Annotated in this window: 16 protein-coding genes; 11 read left to right on the top strand and 5 right to left on the bottom strand. The window is 65.5% G+C overall.

The features are described from left to right. The first annotated feature begins 121 nt into the window (after nucleotides 1-121). The 3 genes from I6F24_RS10985 to I6F24_RS10975 all read left to right on the top strand — a co-directional run bounded on the left by I6F24_RS10985 (nucleotide 122) and on the right by I6F24_RS10975 (nucleotide 3221). The gene (locus I6F24_RS10985) at nucleotides 122-265 is read left to right on the top strand and encodes a hypothetical protein (protein ID WP_167361652.1); all 144 of its coding nucleotides are present in this window, start codon (nucleotides 122-124) and stop codon (nucleotides 263-265) included. A gap of 239 nt (nucleotides 266-504) precedes the next feature. Continuing rightward, the gene (locus I6F24_RS10980) at nucleotides 505-672 is read left to right on the top strand and encodes a hypothetical protein (RefSeq protein WP_167361653.1); all 168 of its coding nucleotides are present in this window, start codon (nucleotides 505-507) and stop codon (nucleotides 670-672) included. After that, nucleotides 669-3221 (top strand): cation-translocating P-type ATPase, encoded by a 2553-nt coding sequence (locus tag I6F24_RS10975; protein ID WP_225149447.1) that lies wholly within the window; start codon nucleotides 669-671, stop codon nucleotides 3219-3221. The genes I6F24_RS10980 and I6F24_RS10975 overlap by 4 nt, the downstream gene beginning before the upstream one ends. Here I6F24_RS10975 and I6F24_RS10970 read toward each other — a convergent pair. The 3 genes from I6F24_RS10970 to I6F24_RS10960 form a co-directional block, all read right to left on the bottom strand. Continuing rightward, nucleotides 3218-3721, bottom strand: coding sequence for an MgtC/SapB family protein (locus tag I6F24_RS10970; RefSeq protein WP_036001373.1), 504 nt, complete (start codon nucleotides 3719-3721; stop codon nucleotides 3218-3220). The genes I6F24_RS10975 and I6F24_RS10970 overlap by 4 nt on opposite strands. 10 nt (nucleotides 3722-3731) lie before the next feature. Further along, complete coding sequence (locus I6F24_RS10965; RefSeq protein ID WP_036001422.1) at nucleotides 3732-4313, bottom strand: peroxidase-related enzyme; 582 nt, start codon at nucleotides 4311-4313, stop codon at nucleotides 3732-3734. 214 nt (nucleotides 4314-4527) lie between these two features. Further along, nucleotides 4528-6267 carry a DUF87 domain-containing protein gene (locus I6F24_RS10960; protein WP_036022326.1) on the bottom strand — a complete coding sequence of 580 codons (1740 nt, stop codon included), beginning with the start codon at nucleotides 6265-6267 and terminating at the stop codon, nucleotides 4528-4530. 369 nt (nucleotides 6268-6636) lie between these two features. On the opposite strand from I6F24_RS10960, the gene I6F24_RS10955 reads away from it, so the two are divergent. Further along, nucleotides 6637-7602, top strand: a complete 966-nt coding sequence (locus I6F24_RS10955; protein ID WP_036022415.1) for a catechol 2,3-dioxygenase — start codon at nucleotides 6637-6639, stop codon at nucleotides 7600-7602. Nucleotides 7603-7718: 116 nt separating this feature from the next. Here I6F24_RS10955 and I6F24_RS10950 read toward each other — a convergent pair whose 3' ends face one another. Further along, nucleotides 7719-11246 (bottom strand): molybdopterin cofactor-binding domain-containing protein, encoded by a 3528-nt coding sequence (locus tag I6F24_RS10950; RefSeq protein WP_036022328.1) that lies wholly within the window; start codon nucleotides 11244-11246, stop codon nucleotides 7719-7721. Continuing rightward, nucleotides 11246-11728, bottom strand: coding sequence for a (2Fe-2S)-binding protein (locus tag I6F24_RS10945; protein WP_036001419.1), 483 nt, complete (start codon nucleotides 11726-11728; stop codon nucleotides 11246-11248). The genes I6F24_RS10950 and I6F24_RS10945 overlap by 1 nt, the downstream gene beginning before the upstream one ends. Before the next feature lie 265 nt (nucleotides 11729-11993). On the opposite strand from I6F24_RS10945, the gene I6F24_RS10940 reads away from it, so the two are divergent. The 7 genes from I6F24_RS10940 to I6F24_RS10910 all read left to right on the top strand — a co-directional run bounded on the left by I6F24_RS10940 (nucleotide 11994) and on the right by I6F24_RS10910 (nucleotide 19708). Next, nucleotides 11994-13451 (top strand): 6-hydroxynicotinate reductase, encoded by a 1458-nt coding sequence (locus I6F24_RS10940; protein WP_193375175.1) that lies wholly within the window; start codon nucleotides 11994-11996, stop codon nucleotides 13449-13451. Next, a complete protein-coding gene (locus I6F24_RS10935; protein WP_036022330.1) occupies nucleotides 13448-14344 on the top strand; it encodes a UPF0280 family protein in 897 nt (298 codons plus the stop codon). Before I6F24_RS10940 ends, I6F24_RS10935 begins: the two co-directional genes overlap by 4 nt. A gap of 15 nt (nucleotides 14345-14359) precedes the next feature. After that, entirely contained in the window at nucleotides 14360-14944 is a 585-nt protein-coding gene (locus tag I6F24_RS10930) for an amino acid synthesis family protein (protein WP_025035619.1), read from the top strand. A 32-nt stretch (nucleotides 14945-14976) separates the two neighbouring features. Continuing rightward, entirely contained in the window at nucleotides 14977-16179 is a 1203-nt protein-coding gene (locus I6F24_RS10925; protein WP_036022333.1) for an ABC transporter substrate-binding protein, read from the top strand. Between the two features lie 150 nt (nucleotides 16180-16329). After that, a complete protein-coding gene (locus tag I6F24_RS10920) occupies nucleotides 16330-18219 on the top strand; it encodes an ABC transporter permease (RefSeq protein ID WP_036022335.1) in 1890 nt (629 codons plus the stop codon). Then, nucleotides 18216-19007 (top strand): ABC transporter ATP-binding protein, encoded by a 792-nt coding sequence (locus I6F24_RS10915; protein WP_036001349.1) that lies wholly within the window; start codon nucleotides 18216-18218, stop codon nucleotides 19005-19007. Before I6F24_RS10920 ends, I6F24_RS10915 begins: the two co-directional genes overlap by 4 nt. Next, complete coding sequence (locus I6F24_RS10910) at nucleotides 19004-19708, top strand: ABC transporter ATP-binding protein (protein ID WP_036022338.1); 705 nt, start codon at nucleotides 19004-19006, stop codon at nucleotides 19706-19708. The genes I6F24_RS10915 and I6F24_RS10910 overlap by 4 nt, the downstream gene beginning before the upstream one ends. Nucleotides 19709-19721 lie beyond the last annotated feature (13 nt).

Raw genomic sequence — 19721 nt, 5'->3', positions numbered from 1 at the left:
CGAGATAAGCCGGATCTCATCACAGCCGCTTGAGCGAAATCAATTTCCCCGCCCACGAAACCATCCTGAAACAGAGCGGCCCCATCTCTATGGGGTAGTCGAGCTCATACAGGAGGCGAACATGCGCCGTCTGGCTTTCGTAGTTGGCTTGCTCGCGGTCGCTTCGGCGGGAATCTCTGCATCCTTTGCCGCAGTCCACCACGCCAAGACGTTGACGTTCGCGGAGCGCTTTGCTCCGGCGCTCGAGTTGATGGCGAAGCGCTAGCCGCATACGCCTCGCAGCCGTGAGCGATGCAGCGGCTGTTGACTGTTGGCTGCTGGGTGGACATCACGTCGCAGTCGTCGACCGATGATGGCCGGGTCAGGTTTGACCTGTCGCAAACCTGCCTCGCCCTGACCGGCTAAGGTCTGCCTGCATGGTTGCAGAGACAGCGTTGTGCCCGATGGGAGGGCCCGGGCTCCAAGTCATGCAGATCTTGTCATGCAGATCTTGGAGGCACGGCCATGAGCGTCATCTTTCGCATCCTCTTTGTCCTCGCCGGCGCGATCACGGCGCTGTTCGTCGCGCGCGACGCGCTGAACTTCACCATCATACAGACCTTCGTCGCCGTCCTGCTCGCCACCGCAATCGTCGGTGCCGGCAGCTTCTGGAGCCTGCGGCGGAAACCGTGAGCGAGGTGCAACGCGGAGGTGCGGCCGGTCTGAGTGAGACCGAGGCGCGGGCGAGGCTCGCGGCAGACGGCCCCAACGAACTGCCTCGGCCGGAACGACGCAGTCCGCTGCGCATCGTGGTGGAAGTGCTGCGCGAGCCGATGCTGCTGCTGCTGCTCTGCGGCGGGCTGATCTACCTCGTGCTCGGCGATCTCAAGGAGGCGGTGATTCTGCTGGCGTTCGGGGCGATGTCCATCGTCATCACGGTGGTGCAGGAAACCCGAACCGAACGCGTGCTGGAAGCCTTGCGCGACCTGACCAGCCCGCGGGCGCTGGTGGTGCGTGACGGTGCGCGCCGGCGAATTGCCGGCCGCGAGGTCGTGCAGGGCGACCTTCTCGTCCTCGGTGAAGGCGATCGCGTTCCCGCCGACGCCGCGCTCGTCGAAGCGCGGGACCTGCAGATCGACGAGTCCCTGCTGACGGGCGAGTCGGTACCCGTCCGCAAGAAGACCGCCGACAAGATCACAGCGGCCGCTCACCGGCCCGGCGGCGAGGATCAGCCATTCGTGTATTCCGGCTCGCTCGTCGTGCGCGGCGAGGGGCTGGCGCTGGTCGAGGCCACCGGGCCGCGCAGCGAGATCGGGAAGATCGGGCTGTCGCTTCGCGGCTTGCAGGCCGAGCCGCCGCGGCTTCAGCAACAGACCGCAAGGCTGGTGCGGCTCTGCTTCCTCGGCGGCACCATCATCAGCCTGGCCGCGATTGTGCTCTACGGCGTCTCGCGCGGCGACTGGCTGCAGGCGCTGCTGGCAGGCGTCGCCATCGGCATGTCGATGCTTCCAGAAGAATTCGGTGTCGTGCTCACGGTGTTCATGGCCATGGGTGCGTGGCGGATTTCGCAGGCCCGCGTCCTGACGCGGCGCGCCGCCGCCATCGAGGTCCTCGGCTCAGCAACAGTCCTGTGCACCGACAAGACCGGAACGCTGACGCAGAATCAGATGTCGGTCGCCGAGCTGCGCCTGCTGGACGGCGCGCGCCTGCGCGCGGAGGCGTCCGGACCGGATCAGGTCGGGCGCGAATTCGCAGAGCTGGCGCGCTGCGGGGCACTGGCAAGCTCTCCGGAGCCGTTCGATCCGATGGAGAAGGCGCTGCATTCGTTCGCGCGTGGTGTCCTGCGGGACGGCGACGCGATGGATGGCGAGCGGACGCTGGTGCGCACCTATGGTCTGCGCCCCGAGCTGCTGGCCATGACCCAGGTTTGGCGGACAGCCGGAGGGGCGGACCTCGTCGCATGCGCCAAGGGCGCGCCGGAAGCGATTGCGCGCCTGTGCAGGCTGAACGAGGCCGATCGGGAGGCCGTGCAAGCTGCCGTCGGGGCCATGGCGAAGGACGGGCTCCGGGTGCTGGGGATGGCGGTTGCCGTTTGCGATGAGGCTTCCCTGCCGGCATCCCAGGAGGCTTTTGTATTTCGCTTCGTCGGCCTGGTCGGGCTTGCCGATCCGTTGCGGCCTCATGTTCCGGAGGCGGTTCGCGAATGCCGTTCGGCCGGCATCCGCGTCATCATGATCACGGGCGACTATCCGGCGACCGCCATGGCGATCGCCGCGCAAGCCGGGCTCGACGTCGATGAGGTCGCGACCGGGGAGCAGGTCAAGCTCGCGGACGACCGCGAGCTCGAGGCACTCGTCAGGAAGGTGAACGTCTTCGCGCGGGTTCTGCCGGAGCAGAAGCTGCGGATCGTGCAGGCGCTGAAGCGCAGCGGCGAGATCGTCGCGATGACGGGCGACGGCGTCAACGACGCGCCGTCGCTGAAGGCCGCCCATATCGGAATCGCGATGGGTGGCCGCGGCACCGACGTCGCTCGCGAGGCATCCTCGATCGTCCTGCTCGACGACGACTTCAGCTCCATCGTCGCATCCATCCGCCTCGGTCGCCGGATCTACGACAATCTGCGCAAGGCCATGGCCTTTATCTTTGCCGTCCACGTGCCGATCGCGGGTCTTGCGCTGCTTCCCCTGGTGTTCGGGCTGCCGCTGGTGCTCGGCCCGGTGCACATCGCCTTTCTGGAGCTGATCATCGATCCCGTCTGCTCGCTGGTGTTCGAGGCCGAGCGGGAGGAGCGCGACGTCATGAAGCGTCCGCCGCGGCGTGCCGATGCGGAGCTGTTCTCGTGGCCCCTGATCGCCTGGAGCGTTCTGCAAGGCACGATGGCCTTCGCCTTGATCGCCGTGATCTTCGTCGCAGCGCTTCGTTCCGGCCTTCCGCCCGAGGAGGCTCGCACCCTCGCATTCATCGCGCTCGTCGTCTGCGTCCTCGCGCTGGTGCTGGTCAATCGATCCTTCAGCGCATCGTTCTTGTCCGCCTTCTTCCGTCCGAACGCGGCATTGCTCTGGATCTTCCTCTTGATTGCGCTCGTTCTCGCCACAGCCTTGTTCTGGCCGCCGGCCTCAGGCCTGTTTCGCTTCGGTCCCCTGCATCTTGACGATTTGATGATCACGCTCGGCGCGGGAGTGCTGGTGCTCACGGCGCTCGAACTGCTGAAGCCGATTTGGGGCCGACGGTTGCGATTCTAATCGCTCTCCCGCTGACCCGAGCTCGGCGAGGTCTCCGTCCGCTGAGGATCTTCCTTGCCGCCAAGCATACGATGCAGCCGGCGCTCGAGGCGGCGGCCAATCGTCAGCAGCACGAAGGCCAGCGCCAGGGCGACGACGACGATCTTCCATTGTCCGGCGCCGCAGACGATGCCGAGGCAGGCGGCAAGGAAAGTGCAGGCGGCGCTGGTGAGGCCTCGAACGCGAAACCCGGTGCTTTGGTGCACGATGACGCCGGCGCCGAGAAAGCCGATGCCGGTGAGGATGCCCTGGATGACACGGCTGGCGGCGTCGACGACCCTGGCCGGTTCGGCGAGTTGCAATGCGAGCAGAACCACGCTCGCGGTGGAGAGCCCGACGATGCCGAGCGTCTTCAGCCCGATCGGCTTGCCGTGCAGGTCGCGGTTGAGGCCGATCGCGCCGCCGGCAAGCGTGGCCGTGCCGAGGCGCAGCAGGATTTCGGGCCAATCGAGCTCGGTCATGGCGCCTCGACTACGTCTTCGGCAGGCGGCCCATCAGATAGAACTCCTCGTTCGGCCGCATGCCCGTGAAATTCGCCAGCCGGTTCGACAGCGCGAAGAAGGCGGAGATCGCGGCGATGTCCCAGATGTCGTCGTCGCTGAAGCCGTGCGGCGCGAGCGCTACGAAATCATCCTCGGAAATCCGCTGCGCGTCTGCCGAGACCTTCATGGCGAAATCGAGCATCGCCTTCTGCCGCGGCGTGATGTCGGCCTTGCGGTAGTTGATCGCGACCTGGTCGGCGATCACAGGGTTCTTGGCGCGGATGCGCAGGATCGCGCCATGGGCGATCACGCAATATTGGCACTGGTTGGCCGCCGACGTCGCCACCACGATCATCTCGCGCTCGGCCTTGGTGAGGCCGCCGTCTTTTTCCATCAGCGCGTCGTGATAGGCGAAGAAGGCGCGGAACTCGTCGGGGCGATAGGCCAGCGTCAGGAACACGTTCGGGACGAAGCCGCTCTTCTCCTGCACGGCAAGGAGGCGCTTACGGATGTCGTCGGGCAGGGTGTCGAGGGCGGGGGCGGGAAAGCGTTGCGCGGCGGTCTTTGTCATGGGCATGGAGTCCGGCTTGGGGCGGGAACCATAGTCGATGCGGAAGGCGGGCTCAATCTGCCGGTCCGAAGTGGCCGCGACGAAGGTGTCAGGTGGGAACGACGTTCCATCCTCCGTCATTGCGAGCGCAGCGAAGCAATCCCGAGTCCCCCCGGCGGAAAGACTCTGGATTGCTTCGCTGCGCTCGCAATGACGATGTGGATGGAGCGAGGCCTTACCGCAGCGGCTTCTTCAGCAGCGAGAAGCGGTCCGGATCGAGGCCCATCGAGGGCTGCAGCATCGGGGCTTCGACGCTGGACATCGTCTTCGCGGGCGGTGCCGAGAACACGGGGTCGTTCGGCACGTCGCGCTGCGAGGTGGCGCCGCGCCAGCGTTCGAGCACGGCGCTGACGAAATGCATGTCGTGGCCGGAGGTGACGGAGGGCACGCTCGAGATGGTGGCCTCGCCGCGCGGCAATTGGTGCGGCGGCACCTCCTTGAAGCGCAAGCGGGTCGGCAGCGCCACGCCTTCGCCGAACGCCAGCACCTCGCGGGTGCCGAGCGACGGCACGAAGGAGAGCAGGTTCGCGGCGGCGTCCGACACGGCGGCGCGCAGCAGCGCCTGGTCGCGGTCGTTGGCGAGGCGCATCGTGAACAGCGTGTTGCACTGGGAGATGATGGTGGCGTCGAGCTCGGCGGGGCGCTGGGTGATGAGGCCAAGATAGACGCCGTATTTGCGGCCTTCCTTGGCGATGCGCGATACCGCCTTGCGGGTCGGGCCGAAGCCGATGTTGCGGTCGGCGGAGGCGTAGCGGTGCGCCTCTTCGCAGACGAACAGCAGCGGCGAGACGCCGTCGCTCCACAGCCCGAAGTCGAAGGCCATGCGGCAGAGCACGGAGACGACGGAATCGATCACCTCGGCCGGGAAGCCGGCGAGCTGCATCACCGTCATCGGCTTGCCGTTGGCGGGCAGGCGGAACAGATGGCTGATCACCTCGGCCATGGTGTCGCCGCCGACATTGGCGTTGTCGAACATGAAGGCGTAGCGAGGGTCGTTGCGCACCGCCTCGATGCGCGAGATTAGCTTGTGATAGATGATGCGCGAGGAGCGGTTCTCGAGCTTGCCCATGCGCTCGTCGATCAGCGACAGCAGGTCGACCAGGCGATAGGGCACCGGCGTATCGACGGTGTAGCCGATCTGCTTGGGATCGATGCGCTTGAGGCCGATGCGGTCGGCGTTCTGGTACTGTGTGTAGACGCCTTTGGCGAGCGGGATCACCTCGGCGAGGATGTCGAGCTCTTCCGGGACGCCGGCGCGGCCGCCGAACAGCACGTCGACGATTTCCTCGAAGTTGAACAGCCAGAACGGCAGCTTCAGGTTCCTCGGGTTGAGCACCAGCGCGCGGTCGCCGAAGCAGCGGCCATATTCGTTGTGCACGTCGAGCAGGAAGATGCGCAGGTTCGGCCGCGCCTTCAGGATCTCGTTGAGCAGCAGCGAGACGCCGGTCGATTTACCGACGCCGGTCGATCCCAGCACGGCAAAATGCTTGGACAGCATTTCCTCGACGTCGACATAGGCGATGACCGAGCGGTCCTGCTGCAGGAAGCCGACATTGATCTGGTCCGAGCCGGTCGGCGCGTAGATCGTGCGCAGCTCCTGGCTCGTGATCAGGTCGACGGCATCGCCGATGGTCGGATAGTTGGTGACGCCGCGCTGAAATTTGGCCTTGTCCGCGGCATTGAGGATCTCGCCGAGCAGGTCGACTGAGGCGATGGCAATGTAATTGTCGGAGCTCGACAGATTTTCGCAGGAGACCTCCGTGATCATCGCAACGATGACCGAGCTGGCGCAGCGAATGCTGACGAACCGGCCGACGGTGGCCCGCACCTCCGAGATCGGCATCAGGCTTTCCGCCAGAAGCCCAACCCGGGCGAGCGATCCGCGAACCGAAATCACGCGTCCAAAGGATGTCACGATGAATGAACCTGGCAAGAGCAAGGGGAGTTGCCCGGACTATGCGCGGCCGTCGCTGCACAAACGGTTAAACGCCGGACGCGCCGGCTCCGTTAAATCCGCGGTAATTCGGTCGGGAGCCTCGCCGCCAATGCCTGCTTATTGGCAAAATCGCCGGGAAAATGCTGCATTTTCCGGACCTTTCAGGTGAGATGGTCCTTAAGGAAGAGTTTACCATTCGGGCAGGCTGCCCGCTTCGTCCGGAGGATGGCGGTCAGGCGCTGATCGCAGCAGGGACATCGGTTGCTTTGTTGACTGGACCTAATGATTTGTACATTAGTACAAATGAGGTGCCGCGCAGAAAGCCCGGCGCTGCTCCAGGAGGAAAACATGCAGCCCGAACCGATCCTCGATCTTGCCCATCTCGGCCACATGGAGCTGCTGACGCCGAAGCACGACGAGAGCCTGAGGTTCTTCGTCGATGTGATGGGCATGACCGTCAGCGGCCAGAAGGGCGAGTCGGTCTATTTGCGCGGCTGGGACGATTACGAGCGCTATTCGCTCAAGCTCACGGCGTCGAAGACTTCGGGCATGGGCCACATGGCGCTCCGTGCGCGCAGCCAGCAGGCGCTGGAGCGCCGTGTTGCGGCGCTAAAAGGATCCGGCTTCGATATCGGCTGGATCGACGGCGACATGGGGCAGGGGCCGACCTTCCGTTGCCGCGATCCCGATGGCCACATCGTCGAGCTCTATTACGAGACCGAATGGTATCAGGCGCCGCCCGAACTCAAGCCTGCGCTGAAGAACCAGGCGCAGCGCTTTCCCGCCCGCGGCGTCAATGTCCGCCGCCTCGACCATCTCAATTGTCTTGCCGTCGACATCAAGGCCAACCGCGAGTTCTTCGAGACCTATCTGGGCTGCCGCCTCACCGAGCAGATTGTGCTCAACGACGGCCGTGAAGCTGCGATGTGGCTGACGATGTCGAACAAGAGCTACGACTTTGCCTATTCGCTCGATCATTCGGGCGTGCCGGGCCGCTTCCACCACGTCACCTACGCGCTCGACAGCCGGGAAGAGATTCTTCGCGCCGCGGACATTTTTCTAGAGAACGGCGTGCACATCGAGACCGGCCCGCACAAGCACGCGATCCAGCAGACCTTCTTCCTCTATGTCTACGAGCCCGGCGGCAACCGCGTCGAAGTCGCCAATGCCGGCGCGCGCCTCATTCTCGCGCCCGACTGGAAGCCGATCGTGTGGACCGAGGAGGAGCGCAAGAAGGGCCAGGCCTGGGGATTGAAGACGATCGAGTCCTTCCACACCCACGGCACGCCGCCGGTGGAGGTGAAGCACGACTAGCGTATTCACGCAGTGTCATTCCGGGGCGACGCGAAGCGGCGAGCCCGGAATCCATAACCCCGGCTGGTGGGTATGGATTCCGGGCTCCCTCGCTATGCTCGGGCCCCGGAATGACGTTAGTGGGTCGAACTTCGCACCCGCGAGATCGTCTCGCGCACGCCGGTCCAGGCCGGCTTGCTAGGTGCGAACTGCCGGCGCAGGAAGCTGACGAGCTCCTCGATCTGCGCGTCGCTCATGCTGTTCCTGAACGCGGGCATGTAGCCGAGATCACTCGAGACGGGCTCAGCGATGCCATGCAGGATCACTTGCACCAGATTGTCCGACGTGGCGCTGTGCAGGTTGCTGTTGAGTGCGAGCGAGGGCCGCGTGCCGAACAGCGGCAGGCCGCCGACCTCGTGGCAGACCGCGCAGGCGCCTTGATAGAGGCGCGCGCCCGCGGAGGAGGCGACGGTCACTTCCGTTGTGCTTTCGAGCTTGGCGGCAAGCGCATCCTGCGCCTGTTGGTCGACCGCCGTGTCATTGAACGAGTTGAGATAGACCGCCATCGCACGGATGTCCTGGTCGGGCAGAGCCTTGAGGTCGCGGATAACAGGCGCCATCGGGCCGGCCGCGACGCCGTGGTAACGCGAATGGCCGGTGCGCAAATAGGCGTAGAGCTCCTCCTCGTTCCACGGAATCGGCGCGTGCGAGAGCGAGGTCAGCGCCGGCGCTTCCCACCCCTCGGCGAAGCCGCCGGCGAGATAGGCGTTGCGCTGCTCGGCGCCGAGGGCGTTGCGGGGCGAATGACAGCCGCTGCAATGGCCGAGACTCTCAATCAGATAAGCGCCGCGATTCCAAAGCTCGGACTTTGACGGGTCCGGCTTGAATTCGTGGGTTCGGTGGAACAGCGCGTTCCAGCCCGCGAGCAGCGGGCGCAGATTGAACGGGAAGGCGAGCGCATTCGCCGGCCTCGTCGCGCGCACCGCAGGCTGCGCCATCAGATAAGCGTAGAGCGCCTGCAGATCGGCGTCGCTGGTCTTTGCAAAATGCGTGTAGGGGAAGGCCGGATAGAGCCGGCGTCCGTCGCGATGCAGGCCATCGCGCATGGCGCGCTCGAACGCGGGGTAGGACCAGGCGCCGATGCCGGTCTCGACGTCGGGCGTGATGTTGGTCGCGTAGATCGTGCCGAACGGCGTTTCCAAGGCGCGTCCGCCGGCGTTGGGAGCGCCGCCGACGGCGGTGTGGCACTCCGCGCAATTGCCGAGCGCGGCGAGCTGCGCGCCGCGGGCGATTGTCGCTGCGGAATAGACCGATGCATCCGGCCGGGTGATCGGCGCGATGGCGCGGCCGGGAAGGAGCGCCGCGCCGATACCGATCGCGGCGCTGCAGACGGCTGCGATCGTTGCAAAGATGCCGGCGCGGCTGGCGAACGGATTTTCCCAGATACGCGATGGAGGCGGGGCTGCCGGCGCAGGCAGGGACTGCGGTGTCGCCGGTGCTTCGCCGTGCAATCCCTTCAGGATTCGCTCGGGCGTGAACGGCGGCTCGCGGAAGCGCACGCCGGTGGCATCGAAGATGGCGTTCGCGATCGCCGCTGCGCTCGGCACCGAAGCAGACTCGCCGACGCCGAGCGGCGGCTGGTCCTGCCGCGGCAGCATCAAGACGTCGATCTTGGGTACGTCGGGGAAGGGGATGATGGGATAGGCGCCCCATTCGCGCGCGGCCACCGTGCCGCGCTCGAACGGCACCTCTTCCATCAGCGCGCGGCTGGTGGATTGGATGACGTTGCCCTGGATCTGGTGGCGCACGCCGTCCGGGTTAATCATCAACCCGGAATCCTGCCCCGCAACGACGCGCGTCACGCTGACGTCGCCGGTCGTCTTGTTCACCGCGACGTCGGCAACCCAGGCCGACCACGCCGCGCCGTAACCCGGAAACTTGCTGTGGACGTAGAGCGCATATGCAAAGCCGCGCCCGTGCACGACCTCGCCGTCCTTCTCCTCTCGGACCGGCCGCGGCGTCCAGCCCGCGCGCTCGGCCACCGCATTGACCAGATCGATCGCGCGCGGGTCTTTCAGATAGCGCAGGCGATATTCGATCGGATCGACGGCGGCTTCGGCCGCAGCCTCGTCGATATAGGATTCATGCGCAAAGGTGTTCGGCAATGCCGAGACGCCGCGGAACCAGGAGGCCCGCACGATCGGCGGCGTGTCGTGGGCGACGACGCGCATGTGCTCGTAATCATAGGGCGGGATCGCGGTGCGGTCGCCCATCTGGAGCACGGTGGGCTCGGGGGAGATGCGACCGGTCAGCAGCAGCGCCAGCGTCGGAGCGGCGTTCGAGGGGTAGCGCGTGGCGAGGTCGTAAGCAGCAATGCCGCCGTCAGCGTCGAGGCCGCCATTGACGTCGATGAGTTGTGCCGTGCCTTTGGGCTCCCAGGCATGCTCCTGCTCACGCGTCAGCTGCACGCGGACCGGACGGCCGACGGCGCGCGACAGCAGCAGCGCATCGGCGGTGACGTCGTCGGCGCAGTTGCGGCCGTAGCAGCCGGCCGCCTCCAGCCGGATCACCTCGATCTCGCTCTCGGGACGCTCAACCAGCAACGCGAGGTCGTTGCGCAGCACATGCGGGTTCTGCGTGCCCGACCAGACGCGGATGTTGCAGTCCTGAAAGTCGGCGACGGCGCAGGAGGGGCCGATCGAGGCGTGCATCTGATACGGCCAGAGGTAAGTGCGCTGCATCGGCTTGGCCGCGGCTGATATCGCCTTGTCGACCTCGCCCTTGTCGATCAGCGTGCGCGGCGTCGATGGATTGGCACGCAGGGCGGTCTCGACATCGCCAAGATCGGTAAGCGTCGGCGTCGGCTTCCAGCTCACCTTGAGCTGCTCTGCCGCACGGATCGCATTCTCCTCGCGCTCGGCGACGACGCCGACGAAATCGCCGATCCGCACGACGGCGACAAGGCCGGGAATGTCGCGCACGGAGGATTCGTCGACCGCAATGAGGCTGGTGCCGACGAACGGTCCGGCATCGACGCCAGCATAGGGCGGCCGCACCACGCGGCCATGCACCATTCCTGATACTCGGACGTCGTGCACGAAAGTCAGCTCGCCCGTGGCTTTAGCAGGTAGATCGACGCGCGGCACCGACTGGCCGACGATCGCGTAATCGCCGACAGGCTTGAGCTCGACGTCATCGGCGAGCTCGAGGCGGATCGCTTCGTCGCCGATGAGCTCGCCATAGCTGACGCTGCGATTGTCGTGGCCGCGAACGAGTCCGTCCTCGATCTTGAGCTCGGCTTCGGGCAAGTCCAGGCGTTCCGCCGCGCGCGCGATCAGAAAGTGCCGCGCTTGCGCCGCGGCCTTCCGCAGCGGCACGGCCGTGATCTGGATGGTCTCGCTCGCAATCGTCGCGCCCTGGTTCGGCACCAATGCCGTATTGCCGAGCACGACGACAACGCGCGCAAAGGACACGTCGAGCTCTTCGGCGACGATCTGGCCCAGCGCAGTGCGGATGCCGGTGCCGAGATCGACATGGCCGTTATAGGCCGTGACCGAACCGTCCGCGGTGATGCGGACGAAGGTTTCCGATGTGACCTCGTCCACGCTGCGCGCGACGATGAGCGAACCCGCACGCTCAGCTCCGTTCGTAACAAAGGACGCCATCAATCTGCGGCCTCGGTGAGCTGGCCCGATGCGCGCATCACCGCGCGAAGGATCTCGACATGCGTGCCGCAGCGGCAGAGATTGTAGCGCAGCGCCGCCAGCGCCTCCTGTTCGGTCGGCCGCGGGTTGATCGCGAGCAACGCCTTGGTGGTCATGATCATGCCGTTGAGACAATAGCCGCATTGTGCGGCCTGCTCGTCGATGAAGGCCTGCTGCACGACGTCGGGCTTGTCGCTTGTGCCGAGGCCTTCGAGCGTCACGATGTCGCGCCCGGCGCAGCCGCTCACCGGAATCGCGCAGGAGCGTGCCGCCAGTCCGTCGATCAGGACAGTACAGGTGCCGCATTCGCCGAGGCCGCAGCCGTATTTCGGGCCGTTCAGCGCGAGATCATTGCGCAGCACGTAGAGCAGCGGCGTGTCGCGCGCTGCCGTGAGCTCGTGGATCCTGCCGTTCACGGTGAGGCGGATCGGTGTCTGCGTCATCCTCGTTTCCAAGCCCAAGACGATATCCAAGATCATGCAATCGCGAAAATCGGACGCCGCGACGATACCGTTTGTACACAAACGTGCAAGCGGTGCATGCCGCACTGCAGCGCGGGTGCCTTCTTTGTGGACAGTGCCGATAGGCAAATGAGGTTTTATGCGGCAGTGGCATCTTTTGCGCTGCACCGCCGCTTGACAGCGCCGGGGCAGCGCGCGCAACATCGTTCGTATACGAATGATAACAGCGGTGTCCGCCAGCTCCGACATGGTGACAGAAACGACGAGCGCCGTCATCGACAAGATCCGCTGCGATGCTTGTCCGGTGATGTGCTACATCAAGCCCGGCGCGGCGGGGGCCTGCGATCGCTATGCCAATCACGACGGCAAGCTGGTCCGCGTCGATCCGCATGTCATCCTGGAGCGCACCGTCTCTCACGGCGGCAAGCTCGTCCCGTTCAGCCGCACCGAGGACTGGGACGGCAAGATCGTCCACGAGCCCTCGACTTTCGTGACGGCGATCGGGGCAGGCACGACCTATCCCGACTACAAGCCGGCGCCTTTCATCGTCTCTGCGGAGGTCGAAGGCGTCGACATGGTGACGGTCGTCACCGAGGGCATCTTCTCCTATTGCGGCATCAAGGTGAAGATCGACACCGATCGCTATCTCGGCCCGGAGACCGCGACCGTGCGCGCGCAGGGCGAGGCGGTCGGCCATGTCACCACCAGCGAATACGGCTCGCAGATGCTCTCGCTAGGCGGCGTGCATCATCTCACCGGCGGCTCCAAGAAGGAGGGCCGCGTCACCTGCGACACGCTGATGGACCTCGCCAATTGCAAGGCGGTCGAGCTCACCATCGATGGCGGCGCCACCGTGGTGGTGCAGGCCGGGCAGCCGCCGATCGTCAACGGCGTGAAGGAAGAGCGCATGCGCGTCGGCTGCGGCTCGGCGACGATCGGCATGTTCGCCAAGCAATGGCACGGCAAGGTGGACGAAGTCGTCGTGGTCGATGACCACATCACCGGCGTGCTCAGCGAGCATCAAGCGGGCAAGCTGCTCGACATCGCCGACACCGGCATCAAGATGAAGGGCCGTCGCTCGACGCCCGGCCGCTATTTCCAGGTGGCCGATCCAGGCACGGGCTGGGGCGGCACCAACATCTCAGATCCCCTGTCGATCCTTGGCCCGTTCGATGCCAAGGAAGCAAAGCCCGGTCTGACCATGCTGATGGTCTCCACCACCGGAGAGCATTCATCCTATTACGTGCTCGACCAGGCCTTGAAGCCGGTCGAGACCGAGATGCCTGACGACTTGAAGTTCTCGGTCGAGCGCATCCAGGAAAATTGCGAGCCCGCGTTGTGCACGGTGTTGTTCATGGCGGGCGCGGGCGGCTCCTTGCGCGCTGGCGTCACCGACAACCCGGTGCGGCTGACGCGCTCGGTGAAGGATGCGCTGACGCGCGTCACCAGCGGCGGCGCGCCGGTCTATGTCTGGCCCGGCGGCGGCATCACCTACATGGTCGACGTGACGCAGATGCCGTCAGGCGCGTTCGGCTATGTGCCGACACCGGCCCTGGTCGCGCCGATCGAATTCACCATGAAGCTGTCCGACTATGCCGCGCTCGGTGGCCACATGGATTATGTGAAGCCGCTCTCCGAGGTGCAGAGCGGCGACGATGTCCGCCAATTGCCCTGGCAGAACCCGATTCCGGGGCCTCGCACATGACCAGGCGCCCGCAAATCGCATTGCTGTCTGATGGCCGGCGGCTGCATTTGCAGGATGGACCGATCGATCTGATCGTGGAGGCGAGGGGACGTACGGATGCGGTGCGGGTCGCCTATGAGGCTGCGGCGCTGCGGTTCACTGGATTGCTCGACGAGCTTTGCGCGGAATTGCCAGGGCTGCGTACGGCGGTCGAGGAGAAGACCTCGCTGAAGGGCGTTGTCGCCCGCCGCATGCACGCTGCCGTCGCGCCTTATGCCGCCGATTGCTTCATCACGCCGATGGCGGCCGTTGCCGGCAGCGTCGCGGAGGAGATTCTGGCCGCGATGCTGCGCGCTGCACCGCTCGATCGGATTTACGTCAACAATGGCGGCGACATCGCGCTGCATCTCGGTGTGGGCGAGCATTTTTCGGTCGGCCTGATGGATCGTCCCGACCACGACGGCGTGATGCGGAGGATGCGGATCGATGCGAACGATCCGGTGCGGGGCGTCGCGACCAGCGGTCGGCACGGCCGCAGCTTTTCGCTCGGGATCGCCGATGCCGTGACCGTGCTGGCCGCAACCGCTTCGCAGGCCGATGCGGCCGCGACCGTGATCGCCAATGCCGTCGATCTGCCCGGGCATCCCGCAATCATCCGACAGCCTGCGAACGAGCTTCAGCCCGACAGCGATCTGGGCGCGCGCCTCGTGACGCGCGGTGTCGGCGAGCTGTCTCACAATGAGATCGCCGCCGCGCTTGAATCTGGCGCGGAATGTGCACGGCAATTGTTCGATCGCGGACTGATCGAAGGTGCCGTGCTGCGGCTTTGTGGTGATATGCTTGTCATCGGAACAAAGGATATAGAAGAGCAACGATCGCGCCCGCGTGTGCTGGAGAACGCGATCCATGCCTGAACAGGGAAGCGAAACATGAGCGCGATCATCCGCAAGATCGTCACCGTCGTCGAAGAGACGCAGATGGAGATGGGACGCCAGGTGTCGCCGCCGACCCGGCGTGCCGCCGCGATCGCCGTGATCGAAAATCCTTTCGCCGGAAAATATGTCGAGGATCTTTCGCCGCTGATCGCGATCGGCGAGGAGCTGGGCGAGCTCTTATCGAAGCGCGCGGTGGCGGCGCTCGGCATCGATGGCGCCAAGGCACATAGCTACGGCAAGGCCGCGGCCGTCGGCGAGAACGGCGAGCTGGAGCATGCCGCCGCAATCCTCCACCCCAAGATGGGCGCGCCGGTGCGTAAAGTTCTGGGGAAGGGCGCGGCGCTGATCCCGTCCTCGAAGAAGCGCAGCGGCCCCGGCACGACCCTGGACATTCCGCTGGGGCACAAGGACGCAGCCTTCGTCCGCAGCCATTTCGACGGGATGGAGGTACAGATCAACGATGCGCCGCGCGCCAACGAGATCATGGTCGCTGTCGCCGTCACCGACAGCGGCCGTCCGCTGCCGCGCGTCGGCGGGCTGACGGTCGCGGAGATCAAGGGCGAAGACGGTCTGAGATAGAAGTCGTAGGCGAGTTCAAATTGGAGGTTGGGATGCGAGCAAGAAATACTATCGTCGGCGCGGCCTTCGCGCTTCTGGCAGGCGGCATGGCCCATTCGGCCCTGGCGCAGGACATCAAGATCGGCGAGATCAACAGCTATTCGCTGCTGCCGGCATTCACCGAGCCCTATCGCAAGGGCTGGCAGCTTGCGGTCGAGGAAGTCAACGCGGCCGGCGGCATCAACGGCAAGAAGCTCGTCGTCATCTCCAAGGACGACGGCGGCAAGCCGGCGGACGCGCAGACCGCGGCCAACGAGCTCGTCTCGAGCGAGGGCGTCGCGATGCTCGCGGGAACGTTCCTGTCGAACATCGGTCTTGCGGTCTCTGACTTCGCCAACCAGAAGAAGGTGTTCTTCCTCGCGGCCGAGCCGCTCACGGACGCCATCACCTGGTCCAAGGGCAACAAATACACCTTCCGCCTGCGTCCCTCCAACTACATGCAGGCGGCGATGCTGGTGGAAGCTGCCAGCAAGCTGCCGGCGAAACGCTGGGCGACGATCGCGCCGAACTACGAATACGGCCAGTCGGCGGTCGCGGTGTTCAAGAAGCTGATGTCGGAGAAGCGCCCCGACATCCAGTGGATCGACGAGCAATGGCCGCCGCAGGGCAAGATCGACGCCGGCCCGGTGGTGCAGGCGGTTGCCGCCGCCAACCCGGAAGCGATCCTCAACGTCACGTTCGGCGCGGATCTCGTCAAACTCGTGCGCGAAGGCAACACCCGCGGCCTGTTCAAGGGGCGCGAGGTCGTCTCCTTCCTCACCGGCGAGCCCGAATATCTCGACCCGCTCAAGGACGAGACGCCGGAGGGCTGGATCGTCACCGGCTATCCCTGGTACTCGATCAAGACGCCCGAGCATGACGCGTTCCTGAAGGCGTACCAGGCCAAGTACAACGACTATCCGCGTCTCGGCTCGATCGTCGGCTACCAGACCATCAAGTCGGCCGCCGCGATCCTGGCCAAGGCAGGATCGACCGATCCGGAGAAGCTGATTGCCGCGGCGGAGGGGCTTACGATGCCATCGCCGTTCGGCGAGATCACCTTCCGCAAGATCGACCACCAGTCGACGCTCGGGGCCTTCGTCGGCAAGACCGCGCTGAAGGACGGCAAGGGCGTGATGGTGGACTCGTCTTACAAGAAAGGCGCGGACTATCTGCCCAGCGATGCCGAAGTCGCGAAGTTGCGTCCGAAGGATTGATACAACAGAGACCGGGGCCTTCATGGTTCGAGACGCGCGGCGTCGCCGCGCTCCTCACTATGAGGGTCCCGGACCTCATCCTGAGGAGGCGCGGAGCGCCGTCTCGAAGGATGAAGACCAGCACCGAGACCTAACCAACCCGGACCGCCGATGGCCTTTTACGTCGTACAGTTTCTGACCGGTCTCGCCAGCGCAGCGTCGCTGTTTCTGGTGGCCTCGGGCCTGTCGATCATCTTCGGCGTGACCCGGATCGTGAATTTCGCGCATGGCGCCTTCTACATGATCGGCGCCTACATCGCCTTCACGCTGACCGAGCGCTTGTCCGGCGCGTTCGGCTTCTGGGGCGGCATCGTCCTGGCCGCGTTCGCGGTGGCGCTGATCGGCGTCATCGTCGAGATGGTGCTGCTCCGGCGCATCTATCATGCGCCCGAGCTGTTCCAGCTGCTCGCGACCTTCGGCCTGACCTTGATGGTCGAGGATCTCGTCGTGCTGATCTGGGGGCCCGACGATCTCGTCGGCCGCCGCGCGCCGGGCTTCAGGGGCGCGATCGATTTCTTCGGCCAGAACATTCCGAGCTACGACCTGTTCCTGATCGTGCTCGGTCCCGTCGTGCTCGGCATTCTCTGGCTGCTGTTCCAGCGCACGCGCTGGGGCGTCTTGGTGCGCGCGGCGACGCAGGATCGCGACATGGTGGCCGCGCTCGGCGTCAACCAAAAGTGGCTGTTCACGTCGGTGTTCGCTGTCGGTGTCTTCCTGGCAGCGCTCGGCGGCGCGCTCCAGATCCCGCGCGATGCCGTGCACCACGCCATGGACCTGCGCATCATCGTCGAGGTCTTCGTCGTGGTCGTGATCGGCGGCCTCGGCAGCATCGTCGGCGCCTTCGTCGCGGCGGTGCTGGTCTCCGAGCTGAATGCCTTCGGCATCCTGATCTTCCCGAAGATCTCGATCATTCTCGTCTTCCTGGTCATGGCCGTGGTGCTGATCGTGCGTCCCTGGGGCCTGTTCGGCAAGCCGGAGGCGGCCGCGCGCAAGACGCCGGGTCTCACCGTCAATCCTTGGCGGCCGCTGACGTCGAACGAGCGGCTGATGGCGCTTGCGGCGCTGATCGTCGCAGCGATGCTGCCGCTGTTCGCCGGCAACTATCTGCTGACCGTGGGCTCGGAGATCGCGATCTTCGTGATCTTCGCCGTCAGCCTGCACTTCCTGATGTCGGTCGGCGGCCTCGCATCGTTCGGGCACGCCGCCTATTTTGGCCTGGGCGCCTATGGCATCGCCTTCCTCGCCAAGATGGCGGGACTGCCGATGATCGTCTGCTTGCTGCTCGGGCCGCTGCTCGGCTGCATGGGCGCGGCCGTGTTCGGCTTCTTCGCGGTGCAGCTCTCCGGCGTCTATTTCGCGATGCTGACGCTCGCCTTCGCGCAGATCGTCTGGTCGATCGCGTTCCAGTGGGTGGACGTGACCGGCGGCGACAACGGCATTCTCGGCCTCTGGCCGTCGAGCTGGGCGGCAAGCCCGTCGCGCTTCTACTGGCTTTCGCTCGGCGTCGCGGCGCTGGTGACCGTCGCGCTGCGGACCATGGTGTTCTCGCCGTTCGGCTACGCGCTTCGTGCCACGCGCGACTCGGTTCTGCGCAGCGAAGCCATCGGCATCGATGCCAAGCGCATCCAGTGGACCGCCTTCGTGATCGCCGGCACGACCGCCGGCATCGGCGGTGCGCTGTTTGCCTACCTGAAGGGCAGCGTGTTCCCCGACAATCTCGGCATCTCGCTCTCGGTCGACGCGCTGGTCATGGTGCTGCTCGGCGGCGTCGAGACGGTGTCGGGCGCGGTGATCGGCGCCATCATCTACAAGGCTTTGAATATCTGGCTGGTGAGCCAGACCGATCTGTCGAAGCTCGTGCTTGGCGGCTTCATCATGCTGATCGTCGTCGTCTTCCCCAAGGGCATCGTCGGCACGCTGGAGATGCTGGCGCAGCGCCGCAAGAAAGCATCGCCGCCGGGATCAACTTTGCTCGCCAAGCCGATCGAGTCTGCCGAATGAGCGTCGCACCTCCACTTCTCGCGGTCGAAGGCCTGACCAAATCCTATGGTGGCATCCATGCCGTGCGCGGCGTCTCGTTCTCGCTGCGGGCCGGCGAGATCCTGGCGCTGATCGGGCCGAACGGCGCGGGAAAGAGCACCTGCTTCGACATGCTCAACGGCCAGAACATGCCTGACAGCGGGCACGTCCGCCTGCTCGGCGAGGAGATCACCGGCCGGAAGCCGCGTGAGGTCTGGCGGCTCGGCGTCGGCCGCACATTCCAGATCACCGCGACCTTTGCCACCATGACCGTGCGCGAGAACGTGCAGGTCGCGCTGATCTCGCACGGCAAGCAGCTGTTCAATCTGTTCGGCTCGGCGCCGAAGTTCGACCGCGACGAGGCCGGCCGCCTGCTCGAGCTGGTCGGCATGGGCGGCTATGCGGACCGGCCCTGCGGCGAGCTTGCCTATGGCGATCTCAAGCGGCTCGAGCTTGCGGTTGCGCTCGCCAACCAGCCCAAGCTGCTGCTGATGGACGAGCCGACGGCCGGAATGGCACCGCGCGAGCGCGTCGAATTGATGCGGCTGACCGCGCGCATTGCCCGGGAAAAATCCATCGGCGTTCTCTTCACCGAGCACGACATGGACGTGGTGTTCGAGCATGCCGACCGCATCCTCGTGCTCAACCGCGGGACGTTGATCGCGGAGGGCTCGCCGGCGGAAGTGCGCGGCAATCCCCAGGTGCAGGCGGTCTATCTCGGCGAGGGCCTTGTCTACGATGCCCGGCACCGCGAGGGAGCCTCCACATGAAGCTCACGGTGCAAGACCTCAACAGCCATTATGGTCCGGCGCATATCCTCTTCGACATCGGCTTCGAGGTCGGCGAGGGCGAGGTGGTGGCACTGCTGGGACGCAACGGCGCCGGCAAGTCGACGACGTTCCGGTCGATCGTCGGCCTCGTCGCGCAGCGCTCCGGCCGCATCACGTTCGAGGGCAAGGACGTCTCGTCGAAGCCGACACACGAGATCGTGCGCGATGGCCTCGGCTACGTGCCGGAGGAGCGTCGCATCTTCACGGACCTGACCGTCGAGGAAAACCTCGAAGTCGGCCGCCAGCCGAAGCGTCCGAACGCACCGCACTGGACGCGCGAAAAGCTGTTCGCGCTGTTTCCTAACCTCGGCGAGATGAAGAACCGCCCGGGCGGACGCATGAGCGGCGGCGAGCAGCAGATGCTCACCATCGCGCGCACGCTGATGGGCAATCCCTCGCTGGTGCTGCTGGACGAGCCGTCGGAGGGCCTGTCGCCGAAGATCGTGGAGCAGATGGTCGACGCCATCCTGACCATGAAGAAGGAAGGCGTCAGCATCGTCGTCTCCGAGCAAAATCTGCATTTCGCGCGGCTGATTTCGGATCGCGCCTACATCATCGAGCGCGGCCGCATCTGCTTCGGCGGCACCATGGCCGAGCTCGACGCGCGCCCGGATATCCGCGACGCGCATCTGTCGTTGTGAGGCAAGGGGAAGG

This window comes from Bradyrhizobium sp. BRP23 (assembly GCF_020194135.1).
GTDB classification, from domain to species: Bacteria; Pseudomonadota; Alphaproteobacteria; order Rhizobiales; family Xanthobacteraceae; genus Bradyrhizobium; species Bradyrhizobium yuanmingense.
This window is presented reverse-complemented; position numbering and strand designations above follow the sequence as displayed.

Bases quoted from the DNA above. Each gene is read 5' to 3' on its own strand.
- I6F24_RS10925 (WP_036022333.1), top strand. From the start codon at position 14,977: ATGCGAGCAAGAAATACTATCGTCGGCGCGGCCTTCGCGCTTCTGGCA.
- I6F24_RS10915 (WP_036001349.1), top strand. From the start codon at position 18,216: ATGAGCGTCGCACCTCCACTTCTCGCGGTCGAAGGCCTGACCAAATCC.
- I6F24_RS10965 (WP_036001422.1), bottom strand. From the start codon at position 4,313: ATGACAAAGACCGCCGCGCAACGCTTTCCCGCCCCCGCCCTCGACACC.
- I6F24_RS10950 (WP_036022328.1), bottom strand. From the start codon at position 11,246: ATGGCGTCCTTTGTTACGAACGGAGCTGAGCGTGCGGGTTCGCTCATC.
- I6F24_RS10930 (WP_025035619.1), top strand. From the start codon at position 14,360: ATGAGCGCGATCATCCGCAAGATCGTCACCGTCGTCGAAGAGACGCAG.
- I6F24_RS10935 (WP_036022330.1), top strand. From the start codon at position 13,448: ATGACCAGGCGCCCGCAAATCGCATTGCTGTCTGATGGCCGGCGGCTG.
- I6F24_RS10920 (WP_036022335.1), top strand. From the start codon at position 16,330: ATGGCCTTTTACGTCGTACAGTTTCTGACCGGTCTCGCCAGCGCAGCG.
- I6F24_RS10940 (WP_193375175.1), top strand. From the start codon at position 11,994: ATGGTGACAGAAACGACGAGCGCCGTCATCGACAAGATCCGCTGCGAT.
- I6F24_RS10955 (WP_036022415.1), top strand. From the start codon at position 6,637: ATGCAGCCCGAACCGATCCTCGATCTTGCCCATCTCGGCCACATGGAG.
- I6F24_RS10970 (WP_036001373.1), bottom strand. From the start codon at position 3,721: ATGACCGAGCTCGATTGGCCCGAAATCCTGCTGCGCCTCGGCACGGCC.
- I6F24_RS10985 (WP_167361652.1), top strand. From the start codon at position 122: ATGCGCCGTCTGGCTTTCGTAGTTGGCTTGCTCGCGGTCGCTTCGGCG.
- I6F24_RS10980 (WP_167361653.1), top strand. From the start codon at position 505: ATGAGCGTCATCTTTCGCATCCTCTTTGTCCTCGCCGGCGCGATCACG.
- I6F24_RS10910 (WP_036022338.1), top strand. From the start codon at position 19,004: ATGAAGCTCACGGTGCAAGACCTCAACAGCCATTATGGTCCGGCGCAT.
- I6F24_RS10945 (WP_036001419.1), bottom strand. From the start codon at position 11,728: ATGACGCAGACACCGATCCGCCTCACCGTGAACGGCAGGATCCACGAG.